Here is a 24,945-nt window from a genome sequence, read left to right as displayed (position 1 = left end):
TCATTCTGTCGCATCTCTCGGGGGAGTGGCACTTCGGATGTGAATCACCCAACTGGTCGAGTCAGCTCGATGGGGCGAGTCTCATCCAGGGTCTGATAACCGCCATTATCAAATGAAGCTGCACTCGCGTTGTCGGGGTCGGAGTATCGTCTTGTGGCGTCGGGCGGAATCTGCTGCAAGCGGAGCCGTGACGTGAGACAAGGCCCGGCCTGATGGCCGAAGCGGCTGATGTGACGATAGATGAGCGGGGGAGGGGATGCGTACCGTGGTCACTGGTCTGCCAAACCCGGCACTCCGCTCGCCAGCACCGGCGCCCCTCCTGGTGTCGATGTCCGACATTGCGACGTTCGCCCGGGTGAAGCGCCCTGTCGTGTCCACCTGGCGCCGACGCCACCCGGACTTCCCCGCCGCCATCTCCGAAAACTCAGGACGGCCGCTGTTCGACGGTGCGCAGGTGACCGACTGGCTGATCGCCTCCGGCCTTGGCAACGCCGCCCCGGAGGAGCTCCGATCCGAGCTGGCCCTTTTCGGCATCATCGCGCTGCGGGACCGTTTCACGCCGTGGCAGCTGGTCGAGACGCTGGGCAGCTTGCTGTGCCTGCGCCAGCTCGACCGCCGGCCACTGGCCGACGACTCGAACGTCTCCCCGGCCTCCCTGCCCGACGCCGAAGCAGACGAGGCACTCTGGTCCGCGCTGCTGCGCCGAGCCGAACGGATCGACGCCGAGGACGATTTCGTACTCCGCGAGCTTCGCGCGATCGACACCACGGCGGCCCCACTCGCCCGCCTCGCTGAGGACCTGGTCGAGTCCGCCTACGACGAGCGGGGCGCGTACGAGTGGCTGCTCGCCGCCCGCTCCCGGCTCGGGCTGGACTCCCTCACCGCCGACGCTGTTACCCCGGAGTTGCGGAGCCTGCTTACCCAGCTCACCGACCTCCGCGTCCGTCTTGAGCGAGGCGAGTCCCTCACTCTCGCTGATCCGCACGCCAACGCGGGCGACCTGCTCGCCGCGCTCCTCGACGACACGGAGGACCGCGACCGCGTCACCGTCCTCGCCGCCGACCCCGACGACCGGCTTACCCGCATTACCCGCCGCCGCTTCCTGCTGGCGGGCGTAAGCGAACTCGACCTGGACGTGCAGACCGGTTCCGACCTGGAGGAACGCTTCGCGGACCCGGACATCGTCGTCACACAGCTCCCGTACCGCCCCGGCGAGGACCGCTCGGTACTCGCCGCGCTGACGGAGCTCGAACGCGTCGCCTATCTCCTCCGCCCTGGCTGCACGGCCCTCGTCCTCGGACCGGCCGACGCTCTTGTCGACGAACTGAAGAGCACGGAGGCCGCCCAGCTCCGCTCGGCCCTCCTGCGCGAGAACATCGTCGAGTCGGTAATCGCGCTTCCCGGCGGGGTCCTGCCCTTCCGCCCCGGCTACCGTCCCGCGCTGTGGACGCTCACACGCGGTCCCGTCCGGGAGGCAGAGGGCATGGTCTTACTGGCTGACATTAGCTCGGAACAGCTCACGCCGGGTGTGCGCATGCGACTCGCCGAGGACGTCTTCCTTTGGCGGGCAGAAGGCTTCCGAGGACTCGACGGTCACGACCCGCGCTACGGCCGTGTGGTACCCGTCGCCGACCTGGACCGGGCCTTTGGCGGTCCCCTGACCCCACCTGCGCCGCCCGCCTCCGCGATCTGGTCCGACAAGGTCACCGAACGCCCCGCCCTGATCGCCGAGGCCGAGGCCCGCCTGGAGCGCGCGACGGCGGACACCCGCACGTACGAGGACGAGCGAGGCCCTTACCGAGGGGCCGTAATGCGCAGGGTCGGTCGCCTGCCCAGGCGCACCACCCTCGGCAAGCTGATCACCGCACGCAGGGTGACCCGCCTCCCCGGCCACCGTATCGACGAGAAGCAGCTCACCCGGGACGGCCACCACACCGTCCTGGGTTCCGAGGAGGTCACCGGCGAACAACCCGTGGGCGACCGCCGCATCGACCGCCTGCTGCTGGCGACGGCGTACGAACGGGCGGCGCTCACCGAGCCCGGTGACGTCGTCTACACCCTCGCGCCCCGCCTGGGCGTGTACGTCGACCACGACGGTTTCTCGGTCGTCGCGTTCCCTGCCCGCATTCTCCGGGTCAACGCCGACGCCACCCGCCCGCTCACCCCCCGGGTCCTCGCGGCTCTGCTCGGCGCGGCCCGTGGCACTGCCCGCAGCCCCAGCGCGGTACGCCCTGCCCGCCGTATCGAGGAGTACCAGCTCCCCGACCTCGACCCGGACGAGGTCCTGCGCTTCGACGCCCTCCTCGCCGAGACCGAACGACGGGAACGCCTGCTGCGCGCCCAGTCCGATGCCCTCGCCGAGGCCCGCCGCCTGACCATCGCGGGCCTGGCCGACGGCACCCTCACCCTCGGCGAAGCCCGAACCATCAACCGCACGTAATCCATCCACACCCACCCACCGACGAGTCGGAAGAAGGAACGATGCCACCCCGCAAGCGAGTTGTGGCAGCCGCCGGACAGGGCGAACTGCTGAGTGTCTCCAGCACCAAGGAGATCCAGGACATCCTGTGGAAGGCCGCGGACAAGCTCCGCGGCTCCATGGACGCCGCCCAGTACAAGGAGTTCGTGCTCGGCCTGGTCTTCCTGAAGTACGTCTCCGACGCCTTCACCGAACGCCGCGAGGAACTGGCCGCTGACCCCGAGCTGGCCCAGATCCCCGAGCACCGCCGGGCGGCCTTCCTGGAGGAGAAGGACGAATACACGGAGAAGAACGTCTTCTGGGTGCCGCCGACGGCCCGTTGGGACCACATCTCCGAGAACGCAGCCAGTGCGGAGGGCGGCGTCGGCAAGCTCCTCGACGAGGCCATGGACGAGGTGATGAAGGCCAACAAGACCCTCACCGGCGTACTCCCGAAGATCTTCAACCGCGACAACGTCGACCAGAAGCGCTTGAAGGAACTCGTCGACCTCATCAGCGACGCGCGCTTCACTGGGCATGGCGACCGTCCGGCGCAGGACGTGCTGGGTGAGACCTACGAGTACTTCCTGGAGAAGTTCGCGCGGGCTGAGGGCAAGCGGGCCGGCGAGTTCTACACGCCGGCGAGTGTGGTCCGTCTGCTCGTCGAGGTCCTGGAGCCGTACGAGGGCCGGGTGTACGACCCGGCATGCGGCTCGGGCGGCATGTTCGTGCAGAGCGGCAAGTTTGTCGCGAAGCGGCGCGGCAAGGACCACACGCACGACATCGCGGTCTACGGCCAAGAGGCCAACGAGCGCACGTGGCGTCTGGCCAAGATGAACCTCGCCATCCACGGCATGGACCCGAAGGGCGTCGGCGACCGCTGGGCGGACACGTTCGTGGACGACAAACTGCCAGATCTGAAGGCCGATTTCGTGATGGCCAACCCGCCCTTCAACATGTCGGACTGGGCAAGGAAGACGGACGACAGGCGGTGGCGGTACGGCACCCCGCCCCAGTCGAACGCGAACTACGCCTGGCTCCAGCACATCGTGTCGAAGCTGGGGGACCGGGGCAGCGCGGGCGTGGTTCTAGCCAACGGCTCGATGTCGTCAAAGCAGTCGGGCGAGGGCGAGATCCGTGCGGCGATGGTCGAGGCGGACCTGGTCTCCTGCATGATCGCCTTGCCGGGCAACCTCTTCCGTACGACGGCGATCCCGGCGTGCCTGTGGTTCCTGACGAAGGACAAGTCCCCGCAGGGCACGAAGGCGCTGGAGGACCGGCGGAGCCGGGTGCTGTTCATCGACGCGCGCGCGATGGGCACGATGGTCGACAAGACCGAGCGCAGGTTTACCGACCAGGACCTGGAGAAGATCTCCGACACGTATCACGCGTGGCGTGGCACCAAGTCGGCGCGGGATAAGGGCCTTACATACGAGGACGTGCCGGGGTACTGCTACAGCGCCGCTCTGGAGGAGATCGAGAAGCACGACTATGTGCTGGCTCCGGGGCGATACGTGGGAGCGGCAGAGGCCGAGGATGACCCGGACGCGGAGCCGGTGGAGGAGCGGATCGCCCGGCTGACGAAGGAGCTCTTCGAGCAGTTGGATGAGTCGGCTCGGTTGGATGCGGTCGTGCGGGAGCAGTTGGGGAGGATCGGTGGCTGAGTGGCAGCGCGTTGTTAGGGATCTCGAAGCCGACGGTGTTCTCCTAGTGCAAGACGGAAACCATGGCGAGTATCGGCCGCGGCCAGCAGAATTCGGGGACACCGGAACGGCTTTCATTCGTGCCGCAGACATGAGGGGTGGGCGCCTTCTCTTCGAGTCGGCTCAAAAGATCAACGAAATCGCAAGGGAAAGAGTTAGGAAAGGGATTGGTGCGCCCTGTGACGTAGTTCTATCTCACAAGGGAACGGTGGGTAAGGTCGCTTTCGCTCCAGCCGCCAGCCCGCCGTTCGTTTGCTCGCCTCAGACAACGTTCTGGCGTAGCCTGAACCATGAGGTAATCGATCCTCAATACCTTTATGCTTTCCTTCGGTCTGAGCCTTTCAAGGCGCAGCTTCGGGCTCGCGAAAATGAGTCTGATATGGCGGCATATGTGTCGCTCACGGAACAGCGGCGATTGAGCGTTACGGTGCCACCGTTGGCAATCCAGCGCGCGATTTCCGACGTTCTTGGGGTGCTGGATGAAAAGATCACGGTTAACGAGCGCATCGCGGGCAGAGCACTTGAACTTGCGGACGCCCAATTTGCCAGTTCTGCCCAGGGATTGGACTTCGGCCCCGACACGTTTGGTTCGACGGCGACGGTTGTCGGCGGAGGGACGCCAAGTACGAAGACAGAGGAATACTGGGGTGGAGGGATCGCTTGGACCACTCCAACGGACGTAACCGCTCTGTCTGCGCCGTATCTGTTTGAAACGGGCAGGACCGTGACAGGTGAAGGGCTGGAAAACTGTGCATCGCGGCTTTATCCAGCACAGTCCATCTTCATGACCTCTCGTGCAACCATTGGGGCTTTTGCTCTACCGCAGATGCCCGCTGCGGTAAACCAGGGCTTCATCGTCGTCCTGCCGCCAACCGAGGAGCTGCGATGGTGGCTGCTTCATGAAATGCGCTCTCGCGTGGAAGAAATGATCAGCCTGGCTAATGGGTCGACCTTCCTTGAGCTGAGTCGCAAGAATTTCAAGGCCATGACCATCCGGCTGGCGAGTGAACGGAACAGTGCCGAGTTTGCGCGGGCTGTTGCGCCACTGCATCGCAGAGCTGCTCAAGCCACGGCCGAATCGCGCACCCTAGCTGCCCTACGCGACACCCTCCTCCCCCAACTAATGGCCGGCAAGCTCCGCGTCCGTGACGCCGAGAAGATCGTGGAGGACGCCGTATGACGACCGAAAGCGGTAGCGAGCACACCCCCGCCCACCTCGACGCCAAAATGACCGAGGCCACGTGGGAGCACTTGGCCCTGGATGAACTCGTGCAACTCGCCTGGGAGAAAAGGGCTGGCAAGGACCTGGCCCCCGGCACTGGCCACCGCCGCGACTGGGACGACCTGATCCTCCACGACGAGCTCCAGGCAGCCATCGAGAAGCTGAACCCGAAGCTGACCTCCACCGCCGTCCACGAAGCCCTCCGAATCGCCACCGACCCCACCTCCCGCGAGGCGTACCCGGAGAACAAGCAGGTCCACGAGTACCTGACCACTGGCATTCGCCTCACTTATACCGACGAGTTCGGCGCCGAGCACACCCCCACCGTCCGCCTCGTCGACTTCACGGACCCCGACGCGAACAACTACCTCGCCGTCAACCAGGTCACGGTCAGGGACACCGATGGCAGCCACCGCCGCTTCGACATCGTCCTGTACGTCAACGGCCTCCCCCTCGCCGTCATCGAGCTGAAGAGCGCCTCCGACGAGAATGCGACCCTCAAGTCTGCGCACGCCCAACTCCAGACGTACGTCTCGGAGTTCCCGATCGCGTTCCGCTACAACGTCCTCTGCCTGGTCTCAGACGGCATAACCGCCAAGTACGGCACAGTGTTCACGCCGTACGAGCACTTCGCCCCCTGGAACGTTGACCACGAGGGCAAGCCCGTCGACACCAACGAGCCCGGTTACGACGGCCTCGACGCGCTGAACCTGGCCCTGCACGGACTGTTCACGCAGGACCGGTTTCTCTCCCTCGCCCGCAACTTCGTCAACTTCCCGCCGCCCAAGCCGGGCGAGACCCTTTCCGGCAAGCGCATCGCAAAGCCGCACCAGTACTTCGCAGTGAACAGCGCGGTCGACGCGGTGGTCGAGGCGTCGCGGACGAACGGCCAGGCGGGCGTCGTGTGGCACACGCAGGGCGCGGGTAAGTCGGAGGAGATGGTGGAGACGGCGGCGTTAGTCGCCCGCCACCCGGCCCTCAACAACCCCACCATTGTCGTCATCACCGACCGCAACGACCTCGACGATCAGCTCTACGACACCTTCCTCGACAGCGAGACCCTGCTCGGGCAGAAGGCCCACCGGATCGACACACGTGAGGAGTTGCGCACCGAGCTGACGCGACGCAACGTCGGGGGGATCGTCTTCACCACCCTCCAGAAGTTCGGCCTGAGCAAGGAGGAGAAGGACGCCGGCAAGTCCCACCCCCTCCTCTCCGATCGCCGCAACATCCTGGTGATCGTCGACGAGGCCCATCGCTCGCACTACGACAGCCTCAACGGCTATGCCCGTCACCTGCGGGACGCCCTGCCGTACGCCACCCTGCTCGCCTTCACCGGTACGCCGATCTCGAGGGCCGAGGCTGACACCCGTGCCGTCTTCGGCGAGTACATCGACATCTACGATCTGAAGCGCGCTGTGGACGACGGGGCCACGGTTCGCGTCTTCCACGAGCCGCGTGTCATCAAGGTCGACCTGCCCAAGGGCGTCGACCCGAACAAGCTCGACGAGCAGGCCAACACCCTCACCGAGGGCATGGACGATGCCGAGCGTCGCCACGCTATCCAGTACGCCACGACGATGAACACCGTCTACGGTGCCGAGGACCGTGTAGCGAAGCTCGCCGACGACCTGATCGCCCACTGGGAGCAGCGCCGCGAGCTGGTCAAACCCGACATCGGCGCCCCCGGCAAGGCGATGATCGTGTGCGCGACCCGCGAGATTTGCGTACGGGTCTTCGACGCTCTGGCCGAGCGACGGCCCGGCTGGGTTAGTGACGAGGTCGACAAGGGCGTCATGAAGATCGTCTTTCACGGCGACCGCTCCGACCCTAAGCGCCTGCGCAAGCATTCGCTGCGCAAGTCCCAGCAGAAGGTCGTCCAGAAGCGTGCCAAGGACCCCGACGACGAGCTGGAACTGCTCATCGTTCACTCGATGCTGCTCACCGGCTACGACGCCCCGCCCATCCACACCCTGTACATGGACCGCCCGATGCAGGGCGCCAACCTGATGCAGGCGCTCGCCCGCGTCAACCGCCGTTTCCGCGGCAAGCAGGACGGCCTGCTCGTCGGCTACGCGCCGCTCACCGACAACCTCACCAAGGCCCTGCGCGAGTACTCGGACAAGGACCGCAAGGACCAGACCCTCGGCGCGGACATCGAACGGGCAGTCACCGAGGTCAAGAATGAGCTGGCCACCATCAAGGGTCTGCTGGCCGGGAGTCGTTGGAAGGAGTGGCTGGCTGACACCGGCCGTCCCGACTCTCGCAAGCGCGCGCTGCGTCTGACCGCCGACTTCCTGCGTGACCCAAAGAACCCGGGCAACAAGGTCGAGCCCCCCGCCAAGCCGCTTTCCGTCCGCTTCAAGGACAGCGCGGCCCGGCTGGACCGTTTCTACCGAGTCTGCGCGATGAGCAAGGAGATCGCCGAGCGCTGCGAGGACCTGGACGACTGGCGTCGTGACATTTCCTTTTTCAGCGAGGTCCGGGCATGGATGATCAAGCTCGACGCTGCCCAGCGCGAGGCGAGCGGGGAGCCGCTCAGCGCCGAGATCCAGCGTTACCTGCAGGCCCTCGCGGCCTCGGTCGTAGACGCCGACGACATCACCGACCTATACGCGGAGGCCGGGATCGGCCGGCTGGACATCACCCGCCTCAACGAGGCGCAGCTGCGCAATCTGGAGAACTCGGAGACCCCGCACCTGGTCACCGAGGCCCTGCGCCGCATGATCCAGCAGAAGATGCGGGAGGTGACCAAGCACAACGTCGTCCGCAACGAGAGCTTCACCGAGCGCCTGAACGACCTGATGAAGCGGTACATGCTCCAGCAGCTCACCAGCGCCCAGGTAATCGCCGAACTCGCGGCCCTGGCAAGGGAGGTGTCCGCGGAGGCTCGCCGCGGCGAGCGGTTCGACCCGCCGCTGACCCACGCCGAGTTGGCCTTCTACGACGCCGTCGCACACCGAGACATGGCCGAGGCGATGGAGGGCGGCGACGACACCCTCGCCAAGATCGCCCGTGCCCTCGTCAAGGACATCCAGAAGAACCTCTCCGTCGACTGGCTCTCCCGCGAACCCGTCCGGGCGAAGCTCCGTACCCGAATCCGCCGCGTGCTGGCGATGTTCGATTACCCGCCGGAGGAGGAGCGCGAGGCGGTCGACCTGGTCCTCAAGCAGATGGAGATTGTGGCCGCCCTCTGGGCGCCCGCTGCGAAGTAGCAACGCATGCGGGAGGGCGCAACCAGGGCGCCCTCCCGTCATGGCCAGGTGCGCTCGACGCGGTTGTGCCGTACGGCGTAGGCCACCGGGCCGCCCTTCTCAGCGGCGGCCCGGTGGATCACCTCACGGCGTGCGACGAGACGCTCGACCATCTCGACACTGCGAAGCTGCTGGTTGTCCAGGTAGAACAGCACCGCCTCACGCTCCAGGACAGGCTGTCTCCTCATGTTCGGACCTTTGATAACCCTAGTTATCACTGAAAAAATGGGTTGAGCAACTTCTCCACCTCTAACGTCTGTTCCGTAACACCGGGCTCGCGCAAAGCGAGAGGATCACCCCTCTCGCCCACCGCACGAGCCCGGCCTCGGACCGACCACGGGAGGGCGGAGAGCACCATGACGGAACAACACCCCGCACAGAGCGAGCCGAACGCATCTGACCATGAGGTCGATCATCGCCGAGGCGCCTCCTCGACGCTCTCCCGCCTGGCCGCCCGCCTCGAAAGCTCGGCGCTCGCCGAGGAACCTCGGGCACTCCTGAGGGAGGCACTGGGCGCCACCGCGACGGAGTCCTCCGGCACCCCCGCCGCTCCGCACCCGGACCAGCGGGTGTTCCTCGGCTCCATCAGCGTCAACGGCTTTCGCGGCATCGGCCGCAATGCGCGTCTGCCGCTGACAGCGAAGCCCGGCGTCACCCTCGTAGTGGGACGTAACGGCTCGGGGAAGTCCAGCTTCGCCGAGGGAGCTGAGACGGCGCTCACGGGCCGGACCGCCCGCCTGGACAAGCAGCGGGGCGAGGTGTGGCGCCGGCACTGGCGCAACCTGCACGACGGTGCCGACCCGAAGGTCGAGGTCCGCCTCTCCATCGCGGGCGACCCCCGGCTGTCCACTCTGACGTGCACCTGGCCCGGCGACGACGTCACCGCCCCCGAAGTCGAGTTCAGACGTCCGGGCCACGGCCGTCGGTCCTTCGCCGGCATTGGTTGGGAGCGGGCCCTGAACGACTACAGCCCCTTTCTGTCGTACGCGGATCTCGACAAGGTCCTCAACGGCAGGCCCAGCGAACAGTACGACTCGGTCGCCGCCATCTTGGGACTCCGCGAACTGGCCGCCGCGGACGAGTGGCTCCAGGGCATCGAGAAGGCGCTCGACTCCGCGCTGAAGCATGCCGAGGCGGAACGGCCCGTACTCGCTGAGGCGTTGTCCGCGCTGGACGACCCGCGGGCGGTACGCGCGCTCGCGGTCGTTGGCAAGGCGGGCGACCCCGACTTGGTCGAGCTCGACGCTCTCGTGACCGAGCTGCCCGACGCGGACCAGGGCCACCTGAGGGAACTGCGTGCGATCGCCGCGTTGACCGGACCTGACCTCAGCGTGGTCGGTGCGGCCGTGGACCGGCTGCGCGAGGCCGTCGCCGTACTTGACGACGTACGTGCCTCGGGCGCTGAAGACGCCCACCAGCGCGCGGAACTGCTGGCCACGGCCCTGGAGCACAGCCGCCGGCACGGGCACGAGGACACCTGCCCGGTGTGCGGGTCCGACCGGGCGCTCGACGAGGCGTGGGCCGAGCGGGCCGCCGAGCAGATGGCCATCCTGCGGCGGGAGGCCGCGACCGCGCGGGAGGCCCGCACCGGACTGCGAGACGCGGTGGACGCCGTCCGCTACCTCGTCACGCCGGCCCCCGTGTGGCTGCCCGCCCCGCTCGTGGCCCCGTGGGAGGAGTGGCAGGCATGCCGGGCGATCGACGACGCCGAGCGGCTCGCCACCCGCGCCGAGACCGCCGCGCTCGTCCTCGCCGACGCCTGCGCCGCGCTGCGCGAGGAGGCCCTGCGGGAGCTGGAGAAGCTCGACGAGGAGTGGCGCGCCTTTGTCACCCGCCTCGCGGGCTGGCTCGACCGGGCCCGGCCCGCGTACGCCAGCAGGCTCCGGCTGGGCCAGGTCAGGGCGGCCCGTAAGTGGCTGAAGGATGCGCGTGCCGAGCTGCGCGAGGAGCGGCTGCGGCCGTTCGAGGATCACTCGCAGCGGATCTGGGAGGAACTGCGCCAGCAGAGCAACGTGGACCTGCGTTCCGTACGCCTGACCGGCAGCGAGAAGGCCACCGTGCGCAAGCTGGTGATGGACGTGTCCGTCGACGGCACCGAGGCAGCGGCCCTCGGCGTCATGAGCCAGGGCGAACTGCACTCCCTCGCGCTCTCGCTCTTCCTGCCGCGCGCCGCCGCGCCGGACAGCCCCTTCGGGTTCGTCGTCATCGACGACCCGGTGCAGTCCATGGATCCCGCCAAGATCCACGGCCTCGCGAAGGTGCTGCACGACCTCGGGCAGACCCGGCAGGTCGTGGTCTTCACCCACGACACGCGACTCCAGCGGGCCTTCACCAACCAGGAACTCCCGGTGACCGTACTGGAGGTCGAGCGGGCGGGCCGGTCCGCGGTGACCGTGAACCGGGTGACCGATCCGGTCGGTCAGGCACTGGCCGACGCACGCGCCCTCATCCGCACGCGAAACCTCCCGCCGGTCGCGATGACCCATGTCCTGCCCAGCCTCTGCCGCGCCGTCCTGGAACGGGCCTTCTCCGAGGCCGCGTGGTTGAGGCTGCACCGGGCGGGGCTGGCCGAACACGAGGCGGAGAAGACCGTCGCGGGGGCCGTCACGCTGATGGACATCGCCGCCCTGGGGCTCTTCGGAGACCCGTCGAAGAGGGGCAGTGACGTCTACTGCGAGCTGCGCAGACGGTGTGGACCCGGGACGGAGGGCCTCATCCGGCACTGCCAGGAGGGTACCCACCCTTCGGGCACCTCGATGCCGGACCCTCACCGGTTCGTGGACGACGTCGAGGCCGTCGCCCTGACGGTACGCAAGCCCCAGGAGAGGCCATGAATCAGACGATTCGCCAGCTGCTCGACACCGCCGACCTGCTGCTCACGGACACCGGCGAGCCCACCACGCCCGCTGCCACGACCGTACTCGCCTCGTCCGCCGCCGCCACGGCGAGCCGGTGCCGAGGCGCCGCCTTCGCCCTCCGTGTCGCGCTGGAGAGTGCGGTCGCCGACCGCCTTACCGCCCACCAGGCGCCGCGCGCGATCCGGGAGGGCACCCAGCGCGCCGCGTTCCTCTGGCTCCGCGGTTGCGCCGAAGCAGGAACGGCCCGCCGCGCGAAGGCTGTGTGGAGCCAGCTCTGCCTGGGATGCCACTACCACCAGTACGAGATCGGTCCCACGGAGGACCAGGTCCGCGCGTGGCACACCGAAGTCGTGGCGCTAGTCGGCCTGTTGGCCTGCTGATCCGCATTGGCGCCAGGGGAGGCACCACCGGGAGGAGACACGCATGAGAACGAAATCACCAAGGCGGTTATCGCCGCCGTCCACAAAACGCGGAACGAGGAGCAGCACCATGAGCGCCCGTACGTCCAAGCGAACCCTGTACCGACTCAGGGGTGTGCCTCCCACTGCCGACGCGATGTTCGATGCCTTGGACGCTGACCAGTTGGAAAGGGTCCACGGGGACTTCGACGTCCCCGAGAACCTCGGTGTGCCGACGGTCCTGGTCACCGGCAGCTTCGAGCAGCCCATCGCGAGCTGGTGCGACGAGATCTTCCGTACGACGGGCATCGAGGTGTCGCGGCCGGTCAATCGCTCCGCCGGACTGCTGATGCTCGCCGTCGACGGCGAGGTGTACGCCATCGGCTACGACCAGGGCTTCCGCCTGGTGCCCGACAACCTGAAGGACCACCGCTTCGGGCTGAGCTTCGCGTCCCGCCGGGTGGACCCCGGGAAGATCCGGGACCTGGTGTCGCACACCCCGGGCGGAGGGCGCACCGACATCACCCTGATCCCGAGCGGGGCCTCGGTGTGGAGCCTGGGCATCGTCGAGCACGCCCAGATCGTGCGCCGCCTCGGCGGCCACCTGGACGACATCCCACTCACCATCTCCCGGGACAACCCGGCGAAGATCTCCAGCGCTGAGGGCGGTGCCGGCCTGCGCTTGCGGCTCGGTGTGGAGGGCGCCGACCTGATTGCCGACATCCGTGCGATCGCCCGTGTACTGCGCGAGGAGAAGCCGAGCCCGGAACTGGAGTTCGTCGAGCACGTCGTGCCCGTCGACGATCCCGGTCTTCTTACCCGCCTGGAGGTCGTCCTCGACGACTTCCTGGGTCAGGAGCCCGACGGGAGCATCAGTGCCGCCGTCCCCGCTGATCACTGGGATGACTACACGAGGGCCTTGGCGTTCAGGGCCAGGATCAACAGCGACGCGGCCGGTCGGCCGACCGACGACTTCGACCTCGATTACGTCCTCTGCCGGGCCCGCATCCAGCGTGCCGGCAGACGCGTGGCCGCACTCCGGGAAGGAATCGTCACCCTCTACCGGCACAGTCGCGCCGACCGAGTCGACGAGATCTGGACGTCCAGCGCGCTCCGGTGGATCGAGGCGGAAGTATCCCTCGACTCCCACCGGTTCGTCCTGATGGACGAGCACTGGTACGAGATCGACCAGGAGTATCTGAAGACGATCCGCTCACACGCCGAACGTCTGATTACCGACTCCCCGTCCGTCGACCTCCCCCCGTGGGTCCTCGGAGAGAAGGAGCGCACCTACAACGAGTCCGTGCCGGACCAGCGGCCCGGGTACGTCTGCTTCGACCGCGACAACGTCCAGACCGCGCTGCACCGCGGGAATGGCGTGGAGATCTGCGACCTGCTGAGCCCCGACAACGCCCTGGTCATGGTGAAGCGTGCCAAGGGCTCCGACACGCTGAGCCATCTCTTCAGCCAGGCGCTCGTCGCCGTACAGACCTTGCGGAACTCCCCGGAGGGGAGGGAACGATTCGCCGAGAAGGTGGCCGCGGCCCGGCAAGGGCACGGTCTGCCGGAAGGCTTCCTGCCTTTGAAGGTCGTCTTCGCGATTCTGTTGAAGGACGGCACAGACCTTACCGCCGACACCCTGTTCCCGTTCTCGCAGATCACTTTGGTGCAGGCTGCCAGGACGCTCGAAACGTGGGGTGTCCAGGTCGAGGTCGTCGGCATCGCCTCCACTCCGGCGGCTGCCACCTCGACGTCTGGGACGGAGTCCGCCAACCCGGCGAACTGTACGAGCAACGTGCTGATCCGCTCCAGCCCGTCCTGCGGGGCGATGCCGCCCGGCTCGGCGATCAGCTCGGCCAACTCTCGCAGCCCTCGCGCGACGAGGGCCAGCAGATCGTTGCTCACCTCACGGGCGGCCTCGGCCTCGGCCAGCACCTCGTCGGCGTCCCGCAGGACGCGCTCGCCCAGCCCCGACAGCTGGTAGCGAGTGAGGGAACGCTGGTGCTCGGTGATGCTGGATGCCTTCACGGTGTGGCTGCAGCGCAGCAAGTTCCCCGCTTACCAATTGCTCCTGCCGCGCCGTGAGGGGGTCGGCGTCGAGCCCGGAGGCCGCCTCGCCTCCCTCGCGCACTCCGTCATGACATCCGGGACGGCCATGTCAGCAAGGAATGCGCGACAGAAGAGCCGCATGATCGCGAGGTACCCCAGCTGCTCCGGCGCGCTGAGGTACGTGTACGGGTCCAGCCGGCGGCTCTCGCTGTCGTCGGAAGCAGGAGGCGCGTTGTCGGATTCCGGCTGGTGCCGTGCGCGGGCGAGACGCCATGCCTGCGAGGTTACGTAGAGGTTCGACGGGCGGTGCTGAGTGGCTGGAACTGGCCGCGTACCGATTGGGCAGCCTCGCCGGGCCGGGGGGACAGAGCCAGAGGTCACTCCCGCTGTTCGTTGGTGGGACAGCCCAGGCTGAACGGGAGGGATGGCATCCGGCCACCCTCGAGCTTCGGGGGGAGCAGTGTCCGACTCGCTGACCGGCTGTCCCCCCGGCCTACCCCGAGCAGACGCGGACCGTGAAGAGCCTGGCCCTCTCCGCCGGGAAACGTGCCGCGCGGCCGGTGACGTGGTGCGAAGGATCGTGGCCGAGCGGAGACCTTGTCCAGGATGGGGTGGGCAATGCTTTACCTCTGGGGACCAGGGTCCGCACTCGGTTGAGTGAGACAGATCTGATGCCGCGACAGGGAGAAAAGGGTGTAATTTGACAAGCATCCCGTCCTCCAGCGCGCACACACTCGCGCGAGTGCCAGGAGTTCCTCGTCACGGGTCCCGACTAGCCTGATGAGTACCTTGGGGTGTGTGAAGGCTTCGGCTTCTACACGGTGCCAGCTCTGCGGTCCCCACGCTCGCCGACGCCTGCTCCACCCTCCCAGGGCGCCGGGCCACCGTGAGCCACCGAGGTGGAAGCGGTGTGGCTACGAGGGACGGGATCCGTTAGCCCGCCGGAGACAGGTAGACGGCGGCCTGCGCCTCGTCGTCGGGTCGGCGTCCGAGTAGGGCTATACAACAGGAGCGCTGATGCGAACCGATCCAGAATCTCGCCTGCCGTGGCAGGACCTCCCACCCGGAATACGCGGTGAGATCGCGGGCCGCTGCGGTGCCCAGGTGCTGCGGGCCGTGTCGCAGGAGAGCGGGTTCACGTCGGGTTTGGCTGCGAGGCTTCTGCTGGCGGATGGTCGGCGGGTGTTCGTGAAGGGCGTACCGGTGGAGCATCCGTTGGCCGGGATGTACGAAGAAGAGGCGGCGGTTGGGGCTGCTGTGCCGACCGGCTTCTCTTCGCCAGCCCTGCTGTGGTCGGGCAGGAGTGAGGGCTGGAACCTACTGCTGTTCGACGACGTCGACGGGCGCCATCCCAGCCTTGCTCCGGGCTCCGCCGATCTTCCCGCGGTCCTGGACACCGTGGCGTTGATGGAGAAGGCACTGTCCCCGTGCGCTTACGCCGGTGCGCGGCCAGTGGCCGAGGCCCTGGCCCGGGTTTCGAGCTGCTGGCGGATGCTGGCCGCCGATCGGCCTCGCGATCTCTCCCCGTGGTGCGTGGCGCATCTTGCTGACCTGGTCGAGTGGGAGACGCGCTGGATGCCTGCGGCGGAGGGTGACACGCTGCTTCACGCTGATCTTCGGCCGGACAACATGGTGCGCGAGCATGCCAGCGGGACCGTGTTCGTCGTCGACTGGGCGTTCGGGTATCGCGGGGCCGCGTGGTTCGACGCGGCATGGCTTGTCCAGTACCTGATCATGGACGGTCATACACCGGCGTCGGCGGAAGCGGCGCTGGTCCGGGTTCCCGCATGGAAGTCGGCGGACGTTGATGCGGTCACAGCGCTGGCCGTATCGGTGGCTGGGCACTGGGAGTTGGCCCGCCGTCGTCCGTCGCGGCCCGCGCTGCGGGCGTACCAGGCCGGGGAGGCCGCGGCGGCGCTGGAGTGGACGGCGTACCGAACCGGCTGGCGGTGACGGCCGGTTCTACCGGCGCGGCGGTGAGCCATCGGTGAAGGCCGGTGGTTACGGGGCGTCGAGGAGTCGGGCGAGGGCCGCGGCAAGCGGGGTGACGGCGGCCGGTCCGACCACGATCTGGAAGGTGTCCCGATCCAGTACTCCCAGCACGGCGGGATGGTCTCGCAGGGTGGCGTCGTCGACGCGGGTAAGGTCGGCGAGGGTGAGTCGTAGTCGGGTGACGCAGTGGGCGAGCGAGACGATGTTGTCAGGACCGCCCAGCAGGTCGTGCAGGGCGGCGGCTGTGCGCGTGTACTTGTCCATGGTCCTTTCCTGACTGGACGATGAGGTCACCGGGCGCCCCACAGGTACCGGTCGATGTCGATTTCCGCGTAGCGGACCTCGGGCCGGTCGTCCCAATACGCCTTGCCGACCTCGTGGGCGATCAGCGACCGCAGGCGAAGGTGGGAGTCGAGCCAGGTACCGGGCAACCGCCAACGTGACCATTCGTCCGGATCGGTTTGTTCGAGTGCGCGGTGGGACCGGGCCAGGGCGTTCCGCCACCTGTGCAGGACCTCGAAGGGCACTGCCTGGGTGTCGTGTTCGTCGGCTTGGGCGAGGAAAGCTCGTATCTCGTAGACAGCGGCGCGCAGTTCCGCCACGGTTTCAGAGGCGGTCGCCGTGTCGTCGGGAGGGACTGCCAGGGCGGTGAGGAGACGAAGGGTGTTCGCCGTGGCGGGCTCACGCGTCATACCGCCTCCGACGATCGGCCGCCCATGAGGGCCTCTTGCGGCGGGAGCCGGCGGACGAGGTCGGGTGGCAGCGCGTCGAGCAGGGTCGGCCAGCCAGAGGTGTAGGTCACGTCGAGCGTGGTGTGGGTACCGGCGGGGAGCCAGACCGGCAGGTCGTCGAGAAACTGCCGGTAAGCCGTGAGGAAGTCGAGGTCGAACCAGAGGTCGTGTCGCTTTTCGTGCGCGTGTGCGGACCGTCTGGATATCGAGGTGCCCGGGTCGGTCAGCAGGACCAGGGTGGTGAGGTCCGGGTGCGGGCCAATGAGGTCGAGATCGTGGCATAGGGCCAGGGCCTGCTCGAAGTCGCTGTACGGGGCTCGGCCGGCGGCGGCCAGCGCGTAGCGGTAGGCGAGGACCCCGATGTGGCACCTGTCCGAGGCGACGAGCAGGTCTGGGCGACTTCGCGACAGGTGTCCGGCGGTGTCGACGCGGTCTCTGGCCTCATCCAAGAGGAATCGAGCGGCCTCGGTGTCCGACGAACCGTTCTCCGGGGGCTGGGCCTCGGGGAAGACCAGCAGATGACGCGGTAACCGGGTCTGGAGCTGGTGGAGGAGGGTGGTCTTGCCGGCGCCCGGCATGCCGTCCAGGATGATCACAGCCGGGGAGTCCCTTCGGCTTCAAGGGCATCCAGAACGCCGGGTGCCAGGGCGATGACCTGATCGGCGAGCGTGGTGTCGATCTCGATGGCCCATTGCAGAACCCAACGGAAGTAACGGGCGGTGTGCCACAACAAGTGCCGGGCGTCCACGTCTGAGAGTCCGCCGAGGCGGGAGCTCTCGTCTTCGTAACCGGACAGGGCGAGGGTCGGGGAGCGGCCGTCGATCAGGCAGTTCTGGACGTACAGATTGGTGAGGTCCTCGTACACGCACCCGACGCCGCAGCCTTCGAAGTCGATCACGCCAGGTGTCAGGCCGGGGCTGAGGAGGAGGTTGCGGGCCGAGTAGTCGCCGTGGACGAAGCCCGTCACGCACGCGGTCCGCTGGTCGGGTTCGGTCTTGTCGAGGACTGCGGAGAGGCGGACCCGTACGGGGTGCGCGTCTTGGTCCAGGGGCCGGATGTTGCGGCCGAACGCCGGCAGTTCGGTGAGGGCGTCTGTGGGCAGGGAATGGAGGCGCGCGGCCACTTCGCCGAGTGCGCGCGTTTCGTCCGCGTCGTGGAGGTTGTCGGGGGCGGCGCCGTTCAGGCGGGTGGCGGCCACCCATGAGAGGGCACCTTCGACATCGTCGTGGCCGAGGACTTCGGGCACGCGCAGAGCGGGTACCTGCCCGGCGAGGCGGAGGCCGATGATCTCGCGGCGCGCGCGTTCTGCAGGGCGGTGGGTGTAGATCTTCAGGACAGCGGTCTTGGAGAGGAAGACCATGGACCGGCCGCCGTAGCCCACGATCGCCGCTTGGTCGAAGACGGTGTCGAGTGCGGATTCGGCGGCGTGGCGAGCACAGTCGATCTCGCTTGCCAGTCGTGCCAGCACCGGGTGCTCGCGGCCGTTCGTCGATGAAGGTGTCTCGCCCATGGTCAGTTCCCTCCGCGTTCGCCATTCGTGTAGCCAGTATGGTGTCTGGCCTGCGAGTTTCTGGATGTAGCCAGCCCCGACTGCGGGTGTTGTCGCCGGTCCCGGGACATCGCGTACGGATCGATAGGCGTGCGCTGCCAGTCTGGCTGCCGACGCCCAGGAGAATTCGGTCTCGATCAGTCGGCGTCCCGCCGTGCCGAGTCGTCGCCGCAGGGAGACGTCGTCCTGTAGGCGGGCCACGAGAGCGGGCATGTCGTCCATGGACGGGGCGGTGGAGACCAGTGCGAAAGCGCCTGGGGCGGGAAGTCCGGCGAATGCCTCCGCTGTGCCGACGACCGGCAGGCCGGCGGCCATGTACTGGAGCACTTTCAGCTTCATCCCGCCGCCGGAGTCCAACGGCGCCAAGCCCACTTGGGCTGTCGACAGCGCTGATGGCAGATCCGGCACCGGGCCGTGCAGCCGTACGGTGCTGCCGATGCCAAGGGCGCGCAGTGCTCGTGGGTATCGCCCGTACACGTCGACGGATCCGCCCCGGGGCGCCATCGCGGGGGCGAGCCGGGTGCGGAGGAAGGCGGCGGCGCGGGCGTTCGGCTCGTAGAAGAGGTTGCCGACGAACGCGGCCGAGCCCGGAGTCTCCTGTCCGCGAACAGGGGTCGGGCCCGGCTCCACGCCGCACGGAACGACGTGCACCTTCGTCGCACGCAGAGCGGTCGCGAGGTCCGCGTCACGGCTGGTGAAGGCCACCACAGCATCCGCCGTAGCCACGGCCGCTGCCTGGAGGACAGCGGCCTGGCGGCATTCCCACTCGGCTTTGCCTATCGTCCGGGCGACGGCGGCCTCGTCGTCGTGCATCTCGTACACCAGGGCGGCCCCTGCGGTGTCGGCGAGAGCGCGTCCGTAGCGGACGGTCAGTTGCGTGTTGGACATCACCAGCACGTCGGGGGCGAGTTCCTTCATCTGCGCGGTGAGCGGCGAGGTGTCCTCGTACACGGCTTCGTACGACAGGTAGCGGACGGGGAACGGCCAGTGTCGGGTGGGTCTGGAACGGGGGTTGAGGTCGCACAGCAGCAGCGTCACCTCCATCCCGGCCTCAGCGAGGTGCCTGTTCAGGTGCAGTGTGCGGGCGGCGGCTCCGGTCAGCGGGAGGGAGTGTTGGAAACCGGCGGTGTCGAAGAGCACCGCGACCCGAGGTTCTTCGCGGGGTTCAGGCATCGGTCTTCACCGCTACGAAGCCGCCGCTGAAGACGAGGGCGTCCAGATCGGTGCGGCAGAACGTCGCCACGGCGTGTGCCGGGGTCTCCACGATCGGTTCGGTGTCGTTGAAGGAGGTGTTCAGCACGACGGTTACGCCGGTGATGTCCCCGAACCTGGTGATCAGCCGGTGGAAGGCGGGGTGAGCGGTTCCGTCGACGGTCTGGAGGCGGGCACTGCCGTCGACGTGGGTGACCGCGGCGATCTGATCCCGGTGCCGCGCTCGGGCCTGCGAGGCGAACAGCATGTAGGGGCTGGGACGGTCGGTCTCGAACCAGGCGCCGGCGTGCTCGGCCGGCACCGCCGGGGCGAACGGCCGGAAGAACTCACGGTGTTTGACCCTGGTGTTGAGCACGTCCCGCGTGGCTCCCTTGCGGGGGTCGGCGAGGATGCTGCGTGAGCCGAGGGCGCGGGCGCCGAGTTCGCTTCCTCCGTCGAACCAGCCGATGAGCTTGCCCTGTGCGATCAGTTCGGCCGCCGCCGTGGCCGGGTCGGACTCGCGCCGGTAGGCGAACGCCCGGTGCGGGTAACGCTCCGCCAGGCCGGCGGCGGGATGCCTGCGCAGTGCCAGGTGGATTTCGGCGTCGGTGTAGACGCGGCCGAAGGAGTCCCGTCCGGGGAGCGGCATCCTGGGTATCCGGCCGGTGAGCAGGTGGACGCCGTGGAGCGCGTTACCGAGGGCCTGGCCACGGTCCGAGGCCGGCGGGGGTACGAACAGGTTCGCGCCGGTGCGGCGGCGGATCGCCTCGTTGGCGACACAGTTCATCGCGACTCCGCCCGCGAAGCAGACGTTGGTCTGGCGGTGCTCTGCCATCAGGTGGGTGACGACTTCGGCGAGAGCGTCCTCGGTCTGGGCCTGGACCCAGGCGGCCAGGTCGCGTGCCCGGGGCTCGGCCCAGGCGTACGGTCTGCCGAGATCGAGCCCGGACGCGGCGGCGAGCTCCACCAGCCCTCGGTCGTGGGTCCGCTCCAAGCGACCCTCGACCTGCGCATCGGTGACGTCGAAGAGTTGCAGGTCGATGGCCTTGGGATCGCCGTATGAGGCGAGGGCCATGGTCTTGCCGGACTCCTGCCCGTCGAAGCCGAGCCAGTTCGTCACCGCCTCGTACGTCGCGCCGATCCCTCCCGCCCGAGCCCTTCCCGTACGGTTCCCGCCCACCCGGGTCAGCCCCGTGCGGTCGGCCAGGAAATAGCTCTCGGTCTGATGGTCGTTGCCCGATCCGTCCGCGACCACGACCAGCGCCTCGTCGGCGTCGGACAGGCAGAACGCACCGTAGGCGTGAGACAGGTGGTGGTCGACGGACACGATCCTGCGTGCGTCCACGCCGTAGCGCTCAAGACCGCCGGTGAAGCCTTCGTCGAGGCGGGGGCCAACGCATGAGAACACCACGACGCCGACGTCCGCGAGGGTGAGGTCAGCCGCTTCCAGGCAGTAGGCGAGGGCGGCCTGCCAGCCGCCGCTGTACCGGGTGCGGTTCAACCGTTCCTCGGCGATCGCGACGACCCGGTTCCCGGCCACGATCGCGCATCCGCCGTCGTGCCCGAGGTTCAGCCCTACGGCTATGGGGACGTCACTCATGGGAGACCTCCTTCGTCGTCGCGGACTTCTCCGCGCTCGGGGTGTGTTCGCTTCTTCCGGCCATGGCCAGCCGGAGTCGTTCCGCCCGTAGTCCCACGACCCGCGCGACGTCGGCCGCTGCCGCACTGCGACCAGCACTGCTCCGCAGGCGCGCGGGGGCGAGCGCGTCGCGCAGTCGGTAGCTGTCGTAGATGTCCGCGCCGGGGTGGATCATCAGCAGTCGGGCCACCGAGACGCCGTGCCACAGCGCACGGCCCCGCACGGCGGATGGCGTCAGGTCGGCCGGATGGATCGCGCGATGGACCACGGCATCCGGCACGACGACCACCAGATGCCCACCGCGCTGGGCGCGTACGGTGAACTCCAACTCCTCGCAGCTCAGGTGGCGCCGACCGGCGACGCCGAGTCGGGTGTCGAACCGGGGCATCGGGTTCCGTCGTATCGCCAGGTTGCAGCCGACGACCCAGTACGGGGAGGCCAGTTCCGTAGTGGCCCGTGGCCACGTAGGAGGCACGAACAACTGGAGTACGGAGGCCGGTACTTCGCCGACGCTCCCGTCGGTGAAGTACGGGACGACTTTGCCACCCGCGCAGTACGCCCCCGTCGTCTCCAGGGCGGCGGCCATGCGCCGCGCCCAGTCGGGCTCGGGCCGTGCGTCCGGATCAGTGACCAGCACGGTCTCACCGCGCGCCCGCCGGATCCCGGTATTACGCGCACGCGAGAGCCCGGGCCGCCTCTCGTGGACGACCTGGCACGGCATGGGCCCCAGCCGGTACGGCCCCTGCGGCAGGACCGGCTCCGGATGGTTGTCCACCACGACCAGCTCAAGCTCCTCGGCCGGGTAGTCCTGGGCGCGGACCGCCCTGCCCAGGTCGCCCAATGCGCCGATATTGCCTCGCACCGCGACCACGACGCTCATTCGCACGTTCGTCCTCCGCTGTCGATGTGGCATCGGATGGTGCTGGGGTATTCGTCCTCGACGGGAGAGCGGAACCGGCACGGGGATACTCACGTACGGGGCAGACCACGGCCTGGTAGTGGACGTGGTCGCGGTCGACGATCTCGACTGACAGCCGCCTACCGGCGCGCAGGGTGAGCAGCGCCCGCCAGCGTGCCTCCTCGTCGCCGGCCCACCGGGTGGCCCGGTTGATGTCGGGTCCGGAGAGGAACCGGGCGAACGGCTCAAGCCGGGCGACGAACCACGCGACAGCCGCATCCGGGCCGGAGACGGAATCCCTGCTCAGCCAGAACATCGAGCGGATGATCGCGCTCTGGGGGCCCGGGCTCTCCAGGGTCGCGAAGGCTTCGCAGCGGAAGCGCTCGGACGGCGAGGAGCGGTGCCAGACCCGGTCGACGGTGGCGGGGGCCTGGTTCCGGCCGTCGAGCACGCCACGGTTCGCTGGACGGGAGACGATCACGATGCTTCCTCCGGCCCGGCTCCCGACAGCGGGAGCGACGCCCACACCGTCTTTCGGCCACAAGCACCAGGTCGGCATCCCCACCGGTCGGCCAGCGCCTGTACGAGGATCAGGCCCCGCCCGCCCTCGTCGTCCTCCGCGGTCCGCCGTACGGCAGGGCGCCCGCCGTTGTCGTCTTCGACCTCCAGCACAGCGTCGCCGTTCCGGATCGTCAGGATCACGGACACACTGCCCGGGTCGCCGTGGTGGATGGCGTTGACGATCAGCTCGGTAACGATCAGCCCCATGTCGTCCGCGATCTCGGGGACGCCCCACTGCCGGAGGGTGGCGACGACCGCGTGTCGTACGGGGGCTACAAGGTGAAGCTGCGGGGCGATGTCCGTGCACATGACCTGCGGGAGCCTGATGTCGACCGGCGCCGCGTCCCCGGCGGGGAAGGGCGCCGTCACCGTTGCCACCGCCCCTGCCGGGTAACGGCATCGAGGGGTCTGAACGGGGCCGGCACTCGCTGGGCGCGATGGTCCGTCTGTGCCGTTCCCGCGTTGTGTCGGTCGACCATCTCAGGCATGGCGACAAGCTTCGACGCCCCATGAGCAGAGGACCCGGACAGTTTGTCAGGGTCCTCTGTTCCCGCAGATCAGGGCAGTTGACGTCCCGTTACCCAGCGGCTTCCATGGCTCGGTCGATCGTGTCCAGCACCGCTTCCCACGGAAGGTCCCGGCCTGGGGTGGCCGCGCGTGGCTCGTGCAGCGGCCAGATGTCCGGTCCGTAGACCAGGTGAACGTCGGCCTCTCGCAGCGCGGCGATATGGCGTCGCCATGCGGGGTGGCGCGCGTGAGCGGCGTTCACCCTCGGAAAGACGACGACGGGCAGTCCGAGGGTGCCGATGGCCTCCCCCACCTGAGTCAGCGCCTGGTTGTCGGCGATACCCGTCGCGAGTTTGGCCACCGTGTTCGCGCTGGCGGGGGCGACCACGTAGCAGTCCACGCTCGGGTGCGGCCTCGCCTCTCCGGGCAGGCGTGGTTCGTCGCGTACGGGCAGGCCGGTCAGTGTCTCCAGCCGGTCGACCTCACCGTTCATCCGCAGCCACCGACCGGCCGTCGGACTGAGCGTCACGGCCACCTGCCACCCGCGCGCCAGAGCCGGTTCCACCAGTCCGGTACGCAACGCCTCGACTCCCCCGGCACTCGTGCCCACGACCCCGAGGACTCCCCGCTTCTGTGTGTTCACTCCACCGCCCTGCATCGTTGAGCCATCATGAACACCTCCGACGAACGGGCGCCGCCGGTGGCCGGGGACCGCTTGATCAGGTCGCGCAGCGTGTCCCGTACACGGGGATTGTTCCGTACGAGCTGAGGCGACACGTGCTCGGCAGTACGCAGCTCGGCGAACGCGCTGTCCCCCTGGCCTGCCAGCGACAGGGCACGGGCGTGATCGATGCGATGGGAGACACCACGCTCCGGGGGCATGTGGCCCACGTCGATCTGGCCGTGCTCCACGACGTAGGAGATGTTGTCCAGGTCCAGCTCCGCCGACAGCCTGTGCAAGACGACGTTCGTGGGCCCGAAGCTCGTCTGCCAGTGGTTCTCGTCGGAACCGAGGCGGTCGGCGAGTGCTTCCGCCCGGTTCAGGAGACTCGTCGCCGTAGCCCGGTCCTGGCGCCGGGCCGCCGCGATGGCTGCCCGCAGGAAGATCATGCCCAGCAGGCTCAGGGCGGCCGGGTCGGTCTCGTCGACCCGGGCCGACAACCACCTCGCCGCCGTGTCGCCCAGCTCCATGGCCTCGTCGTACCGGCCGTTGGCCAGCAAGGCATGTGTGCCGGACCGTGCGGCGGATGCGAGGACCAGCGGGTCGCCGGATTCGTCGGCGGCCCGCATGGCGCGTTCGGCGGCGAGCCACGAGATGTCGGACTCCCCGATCTTGGCGAGCGTCGTGGCGGCGAGGTGGTGTACCCGGGCGGAAACGGCCCAGCATTCCCGGCGCTCCGTGGCGGAACGCGCCGCACGATCCTCAAGTTCCTGGGCGGTCTGCAGGAGGCCGGGGAGCCCGGCGATCACCTTGCCGAGTCGTCCGGACTGGTAGTCGTCCCAGGTCTGTTCGGCGAGCTCCGCGGTCGGGCCGGCGTTTGGCAGTTGTGCCTCGGCCTCCGGCCCGAACAGCAGCCGGGAGAGGCGACGCGGACTCATCAACGCGTCGCGGACGGCAGGGACGTCGTCCTGCTGCCTCTCGTCCTCCATGAGTACGGGCTGGCCGACCAACTCCCCGAGCGGCACGCGCAGCACACGGGCCAGTTCGGCGAGCATGTCGATGCGCGGCGGCTTGCGCCGACCGGACTCCGCTTTCACCAGCCAGTCCGTGCTGCGGCCGACCAGCCCGGCCAGTACCTGCTGCGTGTACCCGCGGCGTCTGCGGTGGAAGGCGATCCGCTCGCCGATGCTCAGGTGATCTCCGAGACCACGCATACGTGCTGCCTCCCGTGAGGTAGGGGCGTTCCCTACGATAGCTACGCGGCAACGTGATGG

17 protein-coding genes and 2 pseudogenes are annotated in these 24,945 nt (G+C 68.3%); 8 read left to right on the top strand and 11 right to left on the bottom strand.

Translation table 11 applies throughout. The annotated features are described in order from the left end of the window. The first annotated feature begins 328 nt into the window (after positions 1-328). The 4 genes from IH48_RS0102810 to IH48_RS0102795 are packed head-to-tail and all read left to right on the top strand — an operon-like array spanning position 329 to position 8,598. Positions 329-2,440, top strand: a complete 2,112-nt coding sequence (locus IH48_RS0102810; protein WP_037840803.1) for a hypothetical protein — start codon at positions 329-331, stop codon at positions 2,438-2,440. A 41-nt stretch (positions 2,441-2,481) separates the two neighbouring features. Further along, positions 2,482-4,122, top strand: a complete 1,641-nt coding sequence (locus IH48_RS0102805; protein ID WP_030898585.1) for a type I restriction-modification system subunit M — start codon at positions 2,482-2,484, stop codon at positions 4,120-4,122. Next, positions 4,064-5,341, top strand: coding sequence for a restriction endonuclease subunit S (locus IH48_RS34765; RefSeq protein ID WP_078849419.1), 1,278 nt, complete (start codon positions 4,064-4,066; stop codon positions 5,339-5,341). The genes IH48_RS0102805 and IH48_RS34765 overlap by 59 nt, the downstream gene beginning before the upstream one ends. Next, positions 5,338-8,598 (top strand): type I restriction endonuclease subunit R, encoded by a 3,261-nt coding sequence (locus IH48_RS0102795; RefSeq protein WP_030898582.1) that lies wholly within the window; start codon positions 5,338-5,340, stop codon positions 8,596-8,598. Before IH48_RS34765 ends, IH48_RS0102795 begins: the two co-directional genes overlap by 4 nt. 38 nt (positions 8,599-8,636) lie before the next feature. Here the strand turns inward: IH48_RS0102795 and IH48_RS34760 are convergent, their stop codons facing one another. Further along, positions 8,637-8,825, bottom strand: a complete 189-nt coding sequence (locus IH48_RS34760) for a hypothetical protein (RefSeq protein WP_199809871.1) — start codon at positions 8,823-8,825, stop codon at positions 8,637-8,639. 168 nt (positions 8,826-8,993) lie between these two features. On the opposite strand from IH48_RS34760, the gene IH48_RS34220 reads away from it, so the two are divergent. The 3 genes and pseudogenes from IH48_RS34220 to IH48_RS35650 all read left to right on the top strand — a co-directional run. Then, positions 8,994-11,471 carry an AAA family ATPase gene (locus tag IH48_RS34220; protein ID WP_030898580.1) on the top strand — a complete coding sequence of 826 codons (2,478 nt, stop codon included), beginning with the start codon at positions 8,994-8,996 and terminating at the stop codon, positions 11,469-11,471. After that, positions 11,468-11,875: a hypothetical protein gene (locus IH48_RS0102780; RefSeq protein WP_030898577.1), complete on the top strand. Its 408-nt coding sequence runs from the start codon at positions 11,468-11,470 to the stop codon at positions 11,873-11,875. Before IH48_RS34220 ends, IH48_RS0102780 begins: the two co-directional genes overlap by 4 nt. A gap of 43 nt (positions 11,876-11,918) precedes the next feature. Continuing rightward, positions 11,919-13,604 (top strand): annotated as a pseudogene (locus IH48_RS35650) (TIGR04141 family sporadically distributed protein); the annotation flags it as partial. A gap of 107 nt (positions 13,605-13,711) precedes the next feature. Here the strand turns inward: IH48_RS35650 and IH48_RS36795 are convergent. Continuing rightward, positions 13,712-13,921, bottom strand: a pseudogene (locus IH48_RS36795) (DUF2397 family protein); the annotation flags it as partial. 1,038 nt (positions 13,922-14,959) lie between these two features. Here IH48_RS36795 and IH48_RS0102765 point away from each other — a divergent pair. Beyond that, complete coding sequence (locus tag IH48_RS0102765; RefSeq protein WP_030898572.1) at positions 14,960-15,895, top strand: phosphotransferase family protein; 936 nt, start codon at positions 14,960-14,962, stop codon at positions 15,893-15,895. A gap of 48 nt (positions 15,896-15,943) precedes the next feature. Here the strand turns inward: IH48_RS0102765 and IH48_RS0102760 are convergent, their stop codons facing one another. The 9 genes from IH48_RS0102760 to IH48_RS0102720 all read right to left on the bottom strand — a co-directional run bounded on the left by IH48_RS0102760 (position 15,944) and on the right by IH48_RS0102720 (position 24,885). Beyond that, positions 15,944-16,198: a PTS glucose/sucrose transporter subunit IIB gene (locus IH48_RS0102760; RefSeq protein ID WP_030898571.1), complete on the bottom strand. Its 255-nt coding sequence runs from the start codon at positions 16,196-16,198 to the stop codon at positions 15,944-15,946. 26 nt (positions 16,199-16,224) lie between these two features. After that, the gene (locus IH48_RS0102755) at positions 16,225-16,626 is read right to left on the bottom strand and encodes a hypothetical protein (protein WP_030898570.1); all 402 of its coding nucleotides are present in this window, start codon (positions 16,624-16,626) and stop codon (positions 16,225-16,227) included. Beyond that, positions 16,623-17,261: a hypothetical protein gene (locus tag IH48_RS0102750; RefSeq protein WP_030898569.1), complete on the bottom strand. Its 639-nt coding sequence runs from the start codon at positions 17,259-17,261 to the stop codon at positions 16,623-16,625. Before IH48_RS0102750 ends, IH48_RS0102755 begins: the two co-directional genes overlap by 4 nt. Then, positions 17,258-19,387, bottom strand: a complete 2,130-nt coding sequence (locus tag IH48_RS0102745) for a phosphotransferase (RefSeq protein WP_078849416.1) — start codon at positions 19,385-19,387, stop codon at positions 17,258-17,260. Before IH48_RS0102745 ends, IH48_RS0102750 begins: the two co-directional genes overlap by 4 nt. Then, the gene (locus IH48_RS0102740) at positions 19,380-21,005 is read right to left on the bottom strand and encodes a carbamoyltransferase (RefSeq protein ID WP_051838999.1); all 1,626 of its coding nucleotides are present in this window, start codon (positions 21,003-21,005) and stop codon (positions 19,380-19,382) included. The genes IH48_RS0102745 and IH48_RS0102740 overlap by 8 nt, the downstream gene beginning before the upstream one ends. Further along, positions 20,998-21,924, bottom strand: a complete 927-nt coding sequence (locus tag IH48_RS0102735; protein WP_030898564.1) for a glycosyltransferase — start codon at positions 21,922-21,924, stop codon at positions 20,998-21,000. The genes IH48_RS0102740 and IH48_RS0102735 overlap by 8 nt, the downstream gene beginning before the upstream one ends. 495 nt (positions 21,925-22,419) lie before the next feature. After that, a complete protein-coding gene (locus tag IH48_RS0102730; RefSeq protein WP_051838995.1) occupies positions 22,420-22,872 on the bottom strand; it encodes an ATP-binding protein in 453 nt (150 codons plus the stop codon). Positions 22,873-23,080: 208 nt separating this feature from the next. Then, the gene (locus IH48_RS0102725) at positions 23,081-23,653 is read right to left on the bottom strand and encodes a flavoprotein (RefSeq protein WP_030898560.1); all 573 of its coding nucleotides are present in this window, start codon (positions 23,651-23,653) and stop codon (positions 23,081-23,083) included. Beyond that, complete coding sequence (locus tag IH48_RS0102720) at positions 23,650-24,885, bottom strand: helix-turn-helix domain-containing protein (RefSeq protein WP_030898559.1); 1,236 nt, start codon at positions 24,883-24,885, stop codon at positions 23,650-23,652. The genes IH48_RS0102725 and IH48_RS0102720 overlap by 4 nt, the downstream gene beginning before the upstream one ends. Positions 24,886-24,945: the final 60 nt, after the last annotated feature.

Origin of the sequence: Streptomyces sp. NRRL F-5126 (assembly GCF_000721265.1) — a bacterium.
In the GTDB taxonomy this organism is placed as follows: Bacteria; Actinomycetota; Actinomycetes; order Streptomycetales; family Streptomycetaceae; genus Streptomyces.
Note: the sequence above shows the minus strand (reverse complement) of the source record. Positions and strands in the feature narration are given on the sequence as shown.